We start from the raw sequence: 14794 nt of genomic DNA, 5'->3' as shown, positions 1-14794 counted from the left end.
GTGTGTCACACCGGCGGGGGCAGTGGGGAGATGGTCACGCATAGCAGTTCAGCCCGGACTCCGAAGGGCACCGCCAGGAAACCGCGAAAGCGATGCGATTACCGAAGCAGATCCGACCGGGCGCGTTGGCCGGAGCACCGCCGTAGCGGTTGGATTCACTCTTTGCAGCGGCGTGCACCGCGATTCGGCGGTCGACGTGTAGTCGCGATGGTGTTGCCATCGCTATGGGGCACGAGTTCATCGGGCGGACCGGCGAACTCGCCCCCGACCGGTCACCATGACCGGTTCGGCGACCCGGTCAGTGAATTCGTTGACGCCGTCGGTGGTGATCTCGAGCATGCAGGCGGTGGAGATGTCGAAGAACAGGCCCGATACCGTCAGGCCGCGGGCAGCGGCGGCCTGACGGACCACCGGGTGGCGTTGCAGAATCTCGAGCTGAACGGCGACATTGACCATGCTCAACTGGGCGGTCTCGTCATAACCCGCGGCCGCCGCGGACGCCCGCACCGGGTGCCCCGCACGGTAGGCATCCAGGCTCGGGCGGGCATGGGCGAGCCAGTTGTCCAGTCCCGGTCCGGTGGAGGCGCCGGTCAGCAGGGCCTGCATGGCGCCGCAGGAGGAATGGCCGCACACCACCACGTCGCGCACCTTCAGGTGGTCCACCGCGAAGGACAGGGCCGCCTCGATCGAGGCGTCCGATCCGTCGGCGGGGTGGAGGTTGCCGACATTGCGGACGGTGAAGAGGTCACCAGGACCGCTATTGGTGATCACATTGGGCACGATGCGCGAGTCGGCGCAGGTGAGAAACAGCGAGTGCGGATCTTGCCGGTCACGCAGCTGATCCAGGTGCGGCCGGATCACGTGGGCGTGGCTGCGATGGTAGGCGACCACGCCCGCTGCGACCGCGTCGCCACTGCGCTCGCGCCACGGGCCGAGTACCTCGTCGAGCATGCCGCGTGCCCGGCCGCGCCGGGGTGGTCCGGTCATGGCATGTTCCATGCGCGCGGTGCCGATCTCGACGAATTCCACAGCGCCACCTGTACTTTCGTGCTGGCGAGTCCAGTCGTGGATGGCCTCGTAGCCGGCGTGGTCGAGGAAGTCGACGGTCAGCTCGACCAGTACGTCGGCGCCGGTCGGCACCATGGCCAGTTTCTTGGTCAGCTTCGGCAATGCCAGGAACGTGCACGTGCCCTCGACGCGGACGATCCAGCGGTCGGTGCCTGGCACCGGTGTGACCTGCATCGATACCTTCACCACTCGCCACAGCAGCATCGCGAACGCCATAGCCAAGCCGATCAGCACGCCCTCGAGCAGGTTCAGGAACACCACGCTGACCATGGTCACCGCGTATACCGCCAGGTCGCCGGTGCGATGGGCGAGCTGGATGTGGGCCAGCTTCACCAGCTGGACGCCCACCACGATGAGCAACCCGGCCAGTGCGGACTTCGGGACCTGCTGCACGACGCCGACGAGCGCGAGGGAGAACACCAAAATCCATACGCCGTGCAGAATCGCCGAGGACTGGGTGCGCGCACCGGCGGCCACGTTGGTGGAGCTGCGGACGATCACGCCCGTGACCGGAAGTCCACCGAGCATGCCGGAGGCCATGTTGGCCGTGCCCTGAGCCATCAGCTCGCGGTCGAAGTCGGTGCGCTTGCCGGTGTGCAGCTTGTCCACGGCCACCGCCGACAGCAGACTCTCCACACTGGCGATCAAGGCGATCGTAAGCACCGCCAGCGCTACTCCGCCCCAGTTGCCGCTGGGCAGTGCGGGCAGGCCGATGGCGTCGAACAGGGAGCTGTCGATCTTGATACGGTCCGGATCACCAGGTAGCGCCAGCGACAGCGCCGTACCCACCAGCACCGCGACCAACGGGCCCGGGATCAGGCGAACCTTCTCGGGTACCCGGCGCCAGGCGACGATGATGCCGATGACGATCACGCCGATGACGAAATCGTCACCGTGCGCGTTCAGCAGCTGGCCGGGGAGTTCGGTGATGTTCTCGGAGGCCGAGCTGCGCGACGCCCCGCCCAGCAGCACGTGCACCTGCTGCAGCGCGATGGTGACACCGATACCGGCGAGCATGGCATGCACGACGACCGGCGCTATCGCCAGCGCGGCGCGCGCGATCCGGCTCAAACCGAACACGATCTGCAAGAGGCCAGCCGCTGCCGTAATGAAACAGGTTGTCTTCCAGCCGAACTGGTGGATGATCTCGGCGACCACCACGGTGAGGCCGGCCGCAGGCCCGCTGACCTGTAGCGGGCTCCCACCGAGGAAGCCGACCACGATGCCGCCCACAGCGGCCGCGATCAGGCCGGCGGCAATCGGGGCGTCCGAGGCGATGGCAATGCCCAGCGACAGCGGCAGGGCGACAAGGAACACCACGATCGAGGCGGGCAGATCATGGCGGGAGATCGACGAAAGCCGATCGGACCAGAGGCTCCCCGGTGGAGCGGCCGAAACACGGGTCGCATCGGTGTCGGTGGACATATTTCTCCTTCACCAGGCCAACAGGCCGGTCCGGTCGGTCGAACATATTCTCCAGGCATCGAAAGCAGCCGCGGAACGACGACGGTTCCGAGATATCAGCGTCCGGCAGCCTCTCCGGCATGGGGGGTTTCCGATCTCAACGTACTGGCAATGGCGAAGCGAAAAACAGGACGAACGAATGTTTGTGACCGGCACTATTCCGGGGGGCAGCGTCTTACTCGGCTTCACAGCGCCCACCGGGAAATTTGCTTCAGAAATGAGTTTTCCTGAAACGGCGGACACGCCACTGCTCAGAGGTTACCGACAGCGCAGGGCACGGGTGCAGCACGGCAGGCACTCATGGTCGACGTCGGCGTATCCGATGCCGGGCGACGAAATGCCACAGGCAATGAGCAGAACTATCGTGTGCATTCGGGTCACAGTTAGTGTTGATGCCACTGGTTACTGTGATGATCTACGACGACTCCGTATCGAGTTGATCTAGAAATCCAAACTCTGGAAAAAGCCGTGCAAGGACCTTCGAGTTCGTGATCTGATCGTTCCGTCCCGAACCCGGGAATTCCCCATGAACACGACTGAGGATGTCTGTATGAACTCGAGGATTATCCGCCCGCTCGCCGTGGCCGCATTCGCACTATCGGCCACCGCCCTCGGTGTCGGCACGGCCGCAGCGGATGCGTCCGCGGCCGCCCCCGTCGCGGGCTCGGTGGAATTGTGCATTCCCATCCCCCTTGGCTCGGCCGAGAACACCTTCTGTCTGCCTATCGGCTGACTCGAGCGGCACGCGGCGGTGGCGGCATGGTCCAGGGTGAGCACAACGGCGCGCTTTCCAGTTCGAAGCCGTCACCGCCGCACAGCCCGCGCAACAAGATCGAACAGCGGCCGGCCGGCTGAGCGGCTGCGGGCATGGCGCACCAGCGACTGCGCGTCGGACACCACCCCTCGCCTGTCGGGCGCCGAAGGGCCACGTCGGCGCCACAGGCCGAACAGCCCGCCCACCGGCACGGTCACCAAGCAGCGCAATGAGGGCCGCCTGGGCCGGCGCATCGACCTCCGGTGGCCAAGCACCCGACAGGCAGTGTCGATACCGAACCCACCCACAAATAGCTTCCCGTCAAGTGAATCAGGAGTTGCATGTCGGCAGTTGATGCCGCGGACGCCGCAGCGCTGGCCGCCACGGCGACGCGCCTGCGCATTGCATTGACCGTGATTTTGCGCCGCATCCGGAGGGATCCGAACGAGTGCCGATTGTCCGCGACGCAATGGGCGGTGCTGGGACGCTTGCACCGATGCGGAGCCATGGCCGCTGTCGATCTGGCTCGCCTGGAGATGTTGCGCCCGCAGACGATGCGCAATGTCGTCGACGGGTTACGAGATCAAGGGCTGATCGCCGGCGTCCGCGACCCCATCGACGGACGCCGCGTGAACCTGATGCTCACCGACGACGGCCTGGCCTGGGTCTGCGGGCAACAGGAGTCACTCAACAACGCTCTCGCGCGAGTTCTGTCGGAGAACTTGCCGACCGACGAGTTGAGCAAGGTACACGAAGCGCTGGACCTGCTGGAGAGAATGGCCTACGGGTGATCCATCCACGCCGCGCACCCGCCGGTAGCAGGCGAGCGCACTGCCGATAGGTGCGCTGCGCAGCCCACCGGCCCGTCGGCAGATCCGGGGAGGCTCGAACCGACCGTCGTTGTGAACTATCACTACCGCTTGCTGATCACTCCCCCGGAAATTCACGTTACTCGGAGTAAACCGTCCCTATGAATCTCGTTCTGGTTACCCTGGAGCAATAGTGCAGTTAACGGGGGTGAAAGGAAGTTCGGCTATGCCTGTCACTGCCCCGCGCCGACAAGGGCTCACGGTCTCCGGCCAGCCCATGTCGTTGCCACTGAAGGATGTACGCGCCCTATCGCGGCAGATGGTGGGGCATTTCGTCGAAACCGTCGCCCCCTGCGGCACCCTGCCCGGCGATGCGATCCACGGCGACATCACCGTCATCACCCGTGTGTGCTTAGAACTGGCAGTCAGCATTCTGGACGGCAGCAACATTCCGGAGAAGACCGAACAACTCGAGGACGCCGCAGCCCAGTGGGCTCGCGAGGGCGTACCTATTGGTACCATTCACCACGCCATCCACGAGGGCTTCAAGATCGGCTTCGACCTGGTGGTGTCCGCCACCTCGGCCCGTCGGCGTACCGCCGACTCAGCCCACATCGATCCGATGCCCACTCCCAGCCTGGCCGACTATCAAAACATCCTCGATGGCGCCAAACTCGTCGTCGAAATGCTCGACACCATGACCACGGCGGTCTCGGTGGCCTATGTGCGCGAACTGCGCGCGGTCGTGTCCGAGCACCACACCGCGGTGCACACGCTCACCTCGGCGCTACTCGGAGGGCACCCCACCTCCACCATGGCCCGCGAGTGTGGCATCGACATCTCCGACCGCTATCGCGTCATAGCCCTTGCCATTCCACCCCACCCGGACGAGTCCAACCCGATGCTGGACGCGAAAGTCGTTGCCCGCCGCAAACTCCGGCGCGTACAGGCGGAGCTGGCTACCCGCTGCGACGACACAGTGCTGTCGCTGCTGTCGGTCGACGGCGGCACCCTGCTCATCCCCGCCGATCACATCACCAAGGGCGCCTCGAAGGACCTGATCGGGCATCTGTCGCGGGCGGCCCGCGTGCACATCACCGCCGCAGCGGTCACCGCCACCACCGACGCTGTGCCCACCGCTGCCGATCAAGCCCACGAACTACTCGACATGGTCACCCGGCTGCGGTCGGTGCCGGACCTGTACCACTTCGACGATCTGGCCCTGGAATACCAGCTCACCCGCCCCGGTGCCGCCCGTGAGCATCTCGGATCGCTGCTCGATCCACTGGACGAGCACCCCGAACTGCTCGATACCTTGCAGGTCCATATCGCGCACAACCTGAACCGCCAGCGCACTGCGCGGCTACTGCACGTACACACCAACACCGTGGACCACCGGCTCAAGCGGATCGGTCAGCTGACCGGATTCGATCCCACCATGGCCAGCGGGCTGTGGCATCTCCGTTCGGCATTGGTTGCCCGCACTTACCGAAGGTAAACAGGGCGCGGAATTACTCCGGTCGATCAGCGTCCACCGTTCCCGCCGCAGAACAGCATTACACGCGCTGGAGAGCGCCGCCGATCGAAGTATTTTACGGCCCGGTACGCCTACGCTTCGCAAACGAGGGAATTCTACATTTTCTACCGGTTTCCGCACCGGAGCCGGTCGGTGGAAAAACGCGCAACAGAACCAGCGGAAAGTCGACCCGGCAGCGGTCGAAATAGATCTCGAACAAAGTCTACGAGTTGGAAACAGAAATGGATGATATGCGGCGAACCGAAGCCGGCGGACTGCGCGCGACGTGGCAGCCGTTTCAGAACCACCTGATCTCGATCGTCGCAGTCCACGAGACATCCAGTGCCACGCCGATCGTATCCTTCGGCCCCGAGGACTTTCCGGATCTCGCACAAGCACGAGAACTCCTTCCGGAAATGGCCACGTTGTGGGACGCAGTACGCCACGACTTCTGGAGCAAACTCATTCCACCGCAACCACGGTGTCGACAGTTGCGATGGAGGTGATCTCGACACTGCGCCACTGGTGCGTGCACATCAGGCGCGAACTACCTTCTCGAGCGACCGGCAGCTCACGCGAACGCCAGGCGCTGCACTCCGCTGTAGACGTTCATCGTCTCTCCTCAGGAATCCGCCAGTAGCGACAGCAGATTCGGCGGCCAGCGAAGTCGGCGCCGAACCACTCTCAGCACGGACTGCACGCCACCACAGCCTTTTACCTAAGGGCCCCTCTGACCCCATGAACACGCACCTGAGGCGAGTTCACCCCGATCAGCGAGTCGGAAGACGTGATCGACCACGCTAGACGCCCCCTTCGGTCGGCTGGGTCGCGGTCAGGAGGGGATCGAGACGAGGCAGCACCGATTCACCGTACGCCTCCAGAGTCGCGATCTTCGCGTCGTGCTGGAGATAGACGGCGAATTGGTCGACGCCGAGCCCCGCCAGTTCGCGTAAGCGGATCAACTGGTCGTCGGGCGTGCCCAGCAGGCAGAAGCGGTCCACGATGGCATCGGGCACGAATTCGGCGTGGACGTTGCCCGCGCGGCCGTGCTGGCTGTAGTCGTAGCCGCGCCTGCCTTCGATGTAGTCGGTGAGCGCCGCCGGAATGTCGCTGTGCGCGCCGTATTTGGCGACGATCTCCGCCACGTGGTTGCCGACCATCCCGCCGAACCATCGGCACTGCTGCCGTGCGTGCGCCAGCGCCGCGTCCGTCCCGTCGGTGACGTAAGCGGGCGCGGCGACGCAGATCCGCACCGCTGCCGGGTCCCGGCCCGCGCGCTCGGCCGCCGCGCGCACCCGCGCGATGGTCCAGGCGGTGATGTCCGGGTCGGCCAGTTGGAGGATGAATCCGTCCGCGACCGCACCGGTCAGGTCGAGAGCACGCGGCCCGTAGCCCGCTACCCATACCTCCAGCCGCGAATCGGCCGCCCACGGCAGCCGGACCACGGTGTCGTCTATTCGCGCGCTGCGCCCGTTGCCCAGCTCCCGGATCACCTCCACCGCTTGCCGCAGCGTAGCCAAGGTCGCGGGTTTGCCGCCCTGCGTGCGGACAGCCGAGTCACCGCGGCCGATCCCGCACAGCGTGCGGTTGCCGAACATCTCGTTGAGCGTGGCGAAGGCCGAGGCGGTCACCGTCCAGTCCCGGGTGGCCGGGTTGGTCACCATCGGACCGACCATCACCTTGCGGGTAGCGGCCAGGATCTGGCTGTAGATGACGTAGGGCTCCTGCCAGAGCACATGCGAGTCGAAGGTCCAGACGTGGGAGAACCCGTAGGTCTCCGCGAGCCTGGCCAGTTCGATCACCCGCGCGGCCGGGGGCGTGCATTGCAGCACCAGACCGATGTCCATGCGGCACTCTCCGTTCGAGGATCGAGATGCGTCGTCAGATCAGGTTCTGCGAGAGTTCACGCTTGACGAACCGGCCGTGTCCGGCGTGCCCCAGATAGACGCCGTCGTCGACGACCACCCGGCCCCGGGACAGCACCGTGTCGACGTGCCCGTCGATCTCGAATCCTTCGTAGGCCGAGTAGTCCATATTCATGTGATGGGTCTTGCCGAGCCCGATGCTGGTGTGGCCGTCCGGGTCGTAGACGACGATGTCGGCGTCCGCGCCCGGGCTGATCACCCCTTTGCGCGGGTACATGCCGAACATCCGGGCCGGAGCGGTGCAGCACGCGTCGACCCAGCGTTCCAGCGGGATCCGGCCGGACCGGACGCCCTGGAAGATCAGGTCCATCCGATGTTCGACGCCGCCGATGCCGTTGGGGATCTTGCTGAAGTCGCCGAGCCCCAGCTCTTTCTGGTCCTTCAGGCAGAACGGGCAGTGGTCGGTGCCGACCGTCGTGACGTCACCGGTGCGCAGGTAGCGCCACAGCTCGTCCTGATGTCCCTCGGCCTTCGCCCGCAGCGGTGTCGAGCACACCCATTTCGCGCCCTCGAAACCCGGTGCGCCCAGCTGGTCTTCGAGCGAGAGGTACAGGTATTGGGGGCAGGTCTCGCCGAAGACGTTGCGCCCGGCGTCGCGGGCGACGGCGATCCGGGCCAGCGCCTGCTTCGCCGACACGTGCACGATGTACAGCGGCACACCGGTCAACTCGGCCAGCATGATCGCGCGGTGGGTGGCCTCCTCCTCCAGCTGCCACGGTCTGGTCGTGCCGTGGAAATACGGCGCGGTCTCCCCGCGCGCGAGCGCCTGCTCGACCAGCACGTCGATGGCGATCCCATTCTCGGCGTGCATCATCAGCAGCGCGCCCAGATCCGCCGCGGACTGCATAGCGCGCAGGATCTGCGCGTCGGTGGAGTAGAAGACACCGGGATAGGCCATGAAGAGTTTGAAGCTGGTGACGCCCTCGGCCACCAATTCGCTCATGGCCTTCAAGGATTCGTCATCGACCGCACCGATGATCTGATGGAAGCCGTAGTCGATCGCGCACTGCCCGGCGGCCTTCGCATGCCAAGCGGCCAGGGTGTCCTGGACCCGCTCCCCTGGCCGCTGGACGACGAAGTCGACGATGGTGGTGGTGCCACCCCACGCCGCCGCGCGGGTGCCGGTCTCGAAGGTGTCGGAGGCTTCGGTCCCGCCGAAGGGCATCTGCATGTGCGTGTGGCCGTCCACGCCGCCGGGGATCACGTATCTGCCGGTCGCGTCGAGCACCCGGTCCGCGGAGGCGGCGAGGTCCGCACCCAGCGCTGCGGAGCCCGGCTGGAGGACGGCGACAATGGTCTCGCCCTCGATGAGCACGTCGAGCAGTTGCGATCCGGTGGCGGAGACGACCGTGCCGCCGTGGATGAAAGTACGCGCCATCGTCGTTCTCCCCGTCTCAGGGGGCCACCAGCGGCCCATAGGCGTCGGGCCTGCGATCGCGGTAGAAGGCCCAGCGCTCGCGCACCACCTTGATCAAATCCATGTCCAGGTCCCGGACGACAAGTTCGGGGCCGGTGTCGGAGGCGACATCACCGACGAACCGGCCTTCGGGATCGACGAAATAGCTGGTGCCGTAGAAGTCGTCGTCGCCGTATTCTTCGACGCCGACCCGGTTGATCGCGCCGATGAAATACTCGTTGGCCACCGCGGCCGCCGGTTGCTCCAGTTTCCAGAGGTAGCCGGACAGGCCTCGCGACGTGGCCGACGGGTTGAACACGATCTCGGCCCCGGCGAGCGCCAGGGCCCGCCAGCCCTCCGGGAAGTGCCGGTCGTAGCAGATGTACACGCCGACCTTGCCGGCCGCCGTATCGAACACCGGCCAGCCGAGGTTGCCCGGCCGGAAGTAGAACTTCTCCCAGAATCCGTGCACGTGCGGCAGATGGTGTTTGCGGTACTTGCCGAGATAACTGCCGTCGGCGTCGATCACCGCGGCCGTGTTGTACAACAGGCCCGGCTGTTCCTGCTCGTACACCGGCAGGACCATCACCAGGCGCAATTCCTTCGCCAGTGCGGCGAACCGCTCCGTCGTCGGCCCCGGGACCGATTCGGCGTAGCCGTAGAACTCCGTGTCCTGCCGCTGGCAGAAGTAGGGCCCGTAGAACAGCTCTTGGAAACAGATCACCGCGGCCCCCTCCGCGGCGGCCCGGCGCGCGTAGGCCTCGTGCGCCTCGAGCATCGACTCCTTGTCGCCGGTCCAGTTCGTTTGGACCAGCGCCGCTCGAACGATTCCCATGCTTTGTTATACGTCACCGGGAACCAATTCTGTTGTCCAACAGGTTGCCGGAAACATTTTGTGGCCGATCTGCGGCCATCGCGGTCCCCCTTCATCGGACCGCGCACACGGGTAATCGCGCCGTACGCACCCACCACGCCGGGGGAGATGGAATGATTCGCGCTGCATCGTCCGGTGCGCAACCCCGAGTGAAGGAGATTTTCAGCGGTGAGCAGCGAAGTGCAAGCGCGAGAACTCGTCAACGGCCGGCGCGCGGGGCGCCGGGGCCTACCGTGGCGATCGCTGCGGATCCTCGGGGTACTCGCCGTCGGCGTGACGCTGGTGGCGTCCGCGGCGGGTGTCGTCTCGGCGACCCCCGCGCCGGCTCGCGAGCAGGGACCGGCCCGCTGCGGCGCACCGGCCGCCGGCCAGCCGAACGGCAAGCAATGGCCCGCCGAACCCGGTATGACCATCGACGCCAACGCCGGATACACGGCAACGCTGACCACCAGCTGTGGCACCGTGACCATCGCCCTGGACGCGGCACGCGCCCCGCGCACGGTCAACTCGTTCGCGTTCTTGGCCGGTGAGCAGTTCTTCGACCACACGAAGTGCCACCGGATCACCACCGAAGGCATCTATGTCCTGCAGTGCGGCGACCCGACCGCCACCGGCATGGGCGGCCCCGGTTACTTCTTCCCCGACGAGAACCTGGCGGGGGCCACTTACCCGGCCGGAACGGTCGCCATGGCGAATGCGGGGCCCGGCACCAACGGCAGCCAGTTCTTCCTGGTCTACCGCGACGCGCCGCTGCCGCCTGACTACACGCCGTTCGGGCGAGTCACCGCGGGCATGGATGTTCTGTCGTCCATCGCCACCGCGGGTGTCAAGGACGGCTCGTCCGACGGCGAGCCCGCCGTCGAGGTCGTGCTGAATTCCGTCGCCGTCGGGCGGAACTGAATCCCGCCGCGGTGGCGGTGCGATCCGGCGTCGCCACCGCGGGTTCAGCCGCTCGGTCCTCGAAGTAGACGACCTCCCAGAGAAGGTCGGTGTCGGTCAGGACACGCCGGCGCGCCGCCGCAGCACGAGCGCCATGACCGGTTCGACGAACCGGCTGGCGATCGGGCCGAGCACCGCCATCAGCAGCACGTATGTGGTGGCCAGCGCGGCGAATTCCGCGGGGACCGCGCCCGCCGCGACGGCGAGTCCCGCGATGACGATCGAGAACTCGCCGTGCGCGACCAAGGCGGTGCCCGCGCGTGCCCGGCCCAAGCGGCCCGCACCGGCTCGCTTGGCCGCCCACCATCCGGTGGCGATCTTGGTGGCCGTGGTGACCAGCGCCAGCAGGCACGCCCACCCCAGCACCGGCGGGATGCTCGCCGGATCGGTGCTCAAGCCGAACAGCACGAAGAACAGCGCGGCGAACAGGTCTCGCAGCGGCTCCAGGAGCTTGGTCGCGTTGTGCGCGGTCGAGTCCGAGATCGCGATGCCGAGCAGGAACGCGCCGACCGCGGCGGACACCTGGACCGCGGAGGCCGCGCCCGCCACCAGCAAGGCGGAGCCGAGCAGCTTCAACAGGAAGATCTCGCGGTCGGCGCTGTCGACGATCGCCGAGACGTAGCGGCCGTAACGCAGCGCGACGATCAGCACGACGGTGACCGCCACCAAGGCGATGGCCAGCGTCTTCAGCCCGGCCAGGAAGCCGACACCGGCCAGCACCGCGGTCAGGACCGGCAGGTATCCGGCCATCACCAGGTCCTCGAACACCAGGATGGACAGGATCACCGGCGTCTCGCGGTTGCCGAGCCTGCCCAGATCGTTGAGGACCTTCGCGACGATGCCCGAGGACGAGATATAGGTGACCCCGGCCATGGCGATGGCGCCGGTGAACCCCCAACCCAGCCCCAGCGCGACGAGCACGCCCGGCGTCGCGTTGAGCACGATGTCCATGACACCCGCGGCCCACGATCGGCGCATGCCCGTGACCAATTCCGGCGCGCTGTATTCCAGGCCGAGCAGCAACAGCAGCAGCACGACGCCGATTTCGCTGGCGAGGTGGATGAAGTCGTCCACCTGCCGCAACTCGACCAGGCCGCCGGTGCCGAAGACCAGCCCGCCGATCAGGTACAGCGGGATGGGCGACATGCCGATGCGTGCGGCGATCCGCCCGAGCAGGCCGAGGCCGAAAAATACCGCGCCCAGCTGGATCAGCGCGAGCGCGGTCTCGTGTGCCACCATGCCGCTCAGCCGTCTAACAGGATCTTGGCGGCGGCCTCGAGGCCCTCCACGGTGCCGACGACGACGAGTACGTCCCCGGCGGTGAAGGTGAAGTCCGGCCCCGGCGAGGGAATCGGCTGCCCGCTGCGCACCACCGCGACGATGGACGCCTTCGTCCGGGTGCGCATCTGGGTCTCGCCCAGCCTGCGCCCGTCGAAGCGGGACCGGTCCGGGATGGACAATTGACGGGTGGTCAAACCGGTGAACGCCCGGTGCTCCTCACGGAGTTGTTCGACCAGCTGCGGCGCACCGAGCAGGCTGGCCAGCACGGCCGCCTCCTTGCCCGTCAGGGGCACCTGTTCGGTCTCGTCGGGGTCGTCCGCTTTGCTCACGATGAGGTCCATCGTGCCGTCGCGGTGGTCGATCACACCGATCCGGCGTCGGCTATTGGTCAGCGGAAAATCTTTACGCACACCGATACCCGGCAAGGGTGTCACCTCAACGTTCACGACTCCACCCTAACGACCGGCGGACGACGCCCGGTCGGCAGGTGACCGAATTGTCCGTATTAATCGGTCGTTTCCGCACCACACCGCCGCCTTGTGAGTTGGACCGGGATTCACCGTGCGTGATAAGAGAGATGACGTGTCCCGTACATCACCCCGTCGCCCAGCCGTTGCCTTCCGTTCCCGCAGCGACCGCGCCATGCGGGCCCGGTGACGGTCGCCCGAGCGGTGCATCGCTTCCGCGCACCAGGTGCGGTCGCCACCGCCGCGGCCCCTCCGCGGACGGCCGGAGCGCACCGGCACGACTTGGACGGCCTGCGTGGCGTGGCGATAGCGCTGGTCGTGGCGTTCCACATCTGGTTCGGCCGGGTGTCGGGCGGGGTAGACGTGTTCCTGGTGCTGTCCGGCTTCTTCTTCACCGGCTCGCTGCTGCGCGGCGCGGAGTCCGCCGGCACGGTCCGCGTCGCGCACACCGCGCGCAGACTCGCCCGCAGGCTGCTCCCCGCGCTGGTGACGCTCCTGGCCGCCGTGGTCGCGGCGACCGTGCTGCTGCGCCCGTTCACCCAGTGGGGCGAGATGGCCGCGCAGACCCTGGCGTCGCTGCTGCACTACCAGAATTGGTACCTGGCGCTGTCCTGGTCGGACTACCTGGCCGCCGATCCGTCGGTGAGCCCGCTCCAGCACCTGTGGTCGATGGCGGTGCAGGCGCAGTTCTACCTCCTGGCGCTGCTCGGCGTGGCGTCGGCGGCGGCCCTGTGCCGGTGTTTCGCGCGCCCCGGGGCGCTGCGTCCCGTCATGGCCGTCGCGCTCGCCGTGGGCGCGACGGCCTCCTTCCTCTACGCCGCGCACGGCGCCGCGGCGCATCAGGGCTGGAATTACTACGACAGTTTCGCCCGCGCTTGGGAACTGCTGGCCGGAGCGCTGCTGGCGGTCGTCGCGCCCTGGCTGTCGCCGCCGCGCGTGGTGCGGGTCGCGGCGGCCGTCCTCGGCTCGGTCGCGGTGCTCACCTGCGGGTGGTGGATCGACGGCGCCGACCGGTTTCCCGGTCCGGCGGCGCTGGTGCCGGTCGGCGCCGCGCTGGCGCTGATCGTCTCGGGCGCCGGGCTGCCCGCCGACCGGCAACCGCTGCCCAATCGGCTGCTCGGCGCACCGGCCGCGGTGCGGCTCGGCGAACTGTCCTACGCGCTGTACCTGTGGCATTGGCCGATCTTGATCTTCGTGCTGGCGCGGACCGGAGCCGCGACCGCGGGGCTGGGCGTCGGCCTGGGCGTCATCGCGGCGGCGCTGGCGCTCGCCCACCTGACGAACCGTTTCGTCGAGGAGCCGCTGCGGATGCGCTCCGGCCGTCCGGCCGCGGAGACACCTGCCCGCGCCGTCCGCACCAGCCGGCTGGTCGCCGTGCTGGGCATCGCGGTGCTCGCCGCCTCGGTGGGCGAGCAGGTGGCCACCCGAGCGAATCCGCCTCGGGCGGTGGCGTCGCTGGACTCGTTGCGTTATCCCGGCGCGGAGGCGCTGGTCAGCGGCGCGAGCACGCCCGAGGCCGCGATGCGTCCGTCCGTATACGAGGCGCCCGCGGATGCCGCCTACCCTTCGCGCGACGGCTGCATCGCGGACTGGGACACCCGCGAGGTCATCACCTGCACCTACGGGGACGCGGGCGCGCAGCGCACCGTCGCGGTGGTGGGCAGTTCGCATGCCGAGCACTGGGTGCCCGCGCTCGACCTGCTCGCCCGCGAGCACGCCTTCCGGGTCGAGGTCTATCTGAAAATGGGCTGCCCGCTGACCGTGGCGGCGGAACCGATGTACAAGGGCGAGGCCAACCCCGATTGCCGCGACTGGTCGGTGGAGGTGATCGACCGCTTGGGCGTCGAACGCCCGGAGTGGGTCTTCACCACGGCGACCCGCCCGCGCGACGGCGCGGGCGACGAGACCCCAGCCGACTATCTGGACGTCTGGACGCGGCTGGCCGACCGCGGCCTCAACGTGCTCGCCATCCGCGACACGCCATGGCTGCGCCGCGACGGCGTGCGGTACCGGGCCATCGACTGCCTTGCCCAGCAGGGCGACCGGATCAGCTGCGGAATGCCGCGCGCGGAGGCACTGGACGAGGTCAACCCGGCGCTGGAGTTCACCGCGGCGTTCCCCAACGTGTTCCCGTTGGACCTATCCGATGCGCTGTGCGAACGCGACGTATGCGCGGCCGCCGAGGGCAACGTCCTGATCTACCACGACGAGCACCACCTCACCGCCAGTTATGCACGCTCGCTCGCGCCGGAACTCGGCAGGCACTTGTCGCCGATCCTCGGCTGGTGGTGAACCGCGGCG

Annotated in this window: 11 protein-coding genes; 5 read left to right on the top strand and 6 right to left on the bottom strand. The window is 67.4% G+C overall.

The window, feature by feature from the left end; all coding sequences use genetic code 11:
• Positions 1-237: 237 nt before the first annotated feature.
• Positions 238-2493, bottom strand: coding sequence for a SulP family inorganic anion transporter (locus tag QMG86_RS11300; RefSeq protein ID WP_281879375.1), 2256 nt, complete (start codon positions 2491-2493; stop codon positions 238-240).
• A 565-nt stretch (positions 2494-3058) separates the two neighbouring features.
• Here QMG86_RS11300 and QMG86_RS11295 point away from each other — a divergent pair.
• The 3 genes from QMG86_RS11295 to QMG86_RS11285 all read left to right on the top strand — a co-directional run bounded on the left by QMG86_RS11295 (position 3059) and on the right by QMG86_RS11285 (position 5593).
• On the top strand, positions 3059-3265 hold the full coding sequence (locus QMG86_RS11295; RefSeq protein ID WP_281879373.1) for a hypothetical protein: 207 nt from the start codon (positions 3059-3061) through the stop codon (positions 3263-3265).
• Between the two features lie 362 nt (positions 3266-3627).
• Entirely contained in the window at positions 3628-4077 is a 450-nt protein-coding gene (locus tag QMG86_RS11290) for a MarR family winged helix-turn-helix transcriptional regulator (RefSeq protein WP_281879372.1), read from the top strand.
• A gap of 244 nt (positions 4078-4321) precedes the next feature.
• A complete protein-coding gene (locus tag QMG86_RS11285) occupies positions 4322-5593 on the top strand; it encodes a PucR family transcriptional regulator (protein WP_281879370.1) in 1272 nt (423 codons plus the stop codon).
• 818 nt (positions 5594-6411) lie between these two features.
• On the opposite strand, the gene QMG86_RS11280 is transcribed toward QMG86_RS11285, so the two are convergent.
• Genes QMG86_RS11280 through QMG86_RS11270 form a run of 3 tightly spaced genes read right to left on the bottom strand, consistent with a single transcriptional unit; the run spans position 6412 to position 9767 of the window.
• The gene (locus QMG86_RS11280) at positions 6412-7458 is read right to left on the bottom strand and encodes a TIGR03842 family LLM class F420-dependent oxidoreductase (RefSeq protein ID WP_281879369.1); all 1047 of its coding nucleotides are present in this window, start codon (positions 7456-7458) and stop codon (positions 6412-6414) included.
• Between the two features lie 34 nt (positions 7459-7492).
• Entirely contained in the window at positions 7493-8914 is a 1422-nt protein-coding gene (gene hydA, locus QMG86_RS11275) for a dihydropyrimidinase (protein ID WP_281879367.1), read from the bottom strand.
• A gap of 16 nt (positions 8915-8930) precedes the next feature.
• The gene (locus tag QMG86_RS11270; protein WP_281879366.1) at positions 8931-9767 is read right to left on the bottom strand and encodes a nitrilase-related carbon-nitrogen hydrolase; all 837 of its coding nucleotides are present in this window, start codon (positions 9765-9767) and stop codon (positions 8931-8933) included.
• Between the two features lie 207 nt (positions 9768-9974).
• Here QMG86_RS11270 and QMG86_RS11265 point away from each other — a divergent pair, with 207 nt between their 5' ends.
• A complete protein-coding gene (locus QMG86_RS11265) occupies positions 9975-10706 on the top strand; it encodes a peptidylprolyl isomerase (protein ID WP_281879365.1) in 732 nt (243 codons plus the stop codon).
• Positions 10707-10802: 96 nt separating this feature from the next.
• Here the strand turns inward: QMG86_RS11265 and QMG86_RS11260 are convergent, their stop codons facing one another.
• Together QMG86_RS11260 and QMG86_RS11255 are read right to left on the bottom strand one after the other, a co-directional pair.
• Positions 10803-11984 (bottom strand): cation:proton antiporter, encoded by a 1182-nt coding sequence (locus QMG86_RS11260; protein WP_281879364.1) that lies wholly within the window; start codon positions 11982-11984, stop codon positions 10803-10805.
• Between the two features lie 5 nt (positions 11985-11989).
• A complete protein-coding gene (locus QMG86_RS11255; RefSeq protein WP_281879363.1) occupies positions 11990-12472 on the bottom strand; it encodes a cation:proton antiporter regulatory subunit in 483 nt (160 codons plus the stop codon).
• A 207-nt stretch (positions 12473-12679) separates the two neighbouring features.
• On the opposite strand from QMG86_RS11255, the gene QMG86_RS11250 reads away from it, so the two are divergent.
• Positions 12680-14785: an acyltransferase family protein gene (locus QMG86_RS11250; RefSeq protein ID WP_281879362.1), complete on the top strand. Its 2106-nt coding sequence runs from the start codon at positions 12680-12682 to the stop codon at positions 14783-14785.
• The last annotated feature ends 9 nt before the right edge of the window (positions 14786-14794 follow it).

This window comes from Nocardia sputorum (assembly GCF_027924405.1).
Classification (GTDB): Bacteria; Actinomycetota; Actinomycetes; order Mycobacteriales; family Mycobacteriaceae; genus Nocardia; species Nocardia sputorum.
The sequence above is the reverse complement of the archived record's forward strand: the minus strand, read 5'-3'. Positions and strand labels throughout refer to the sequence as shown.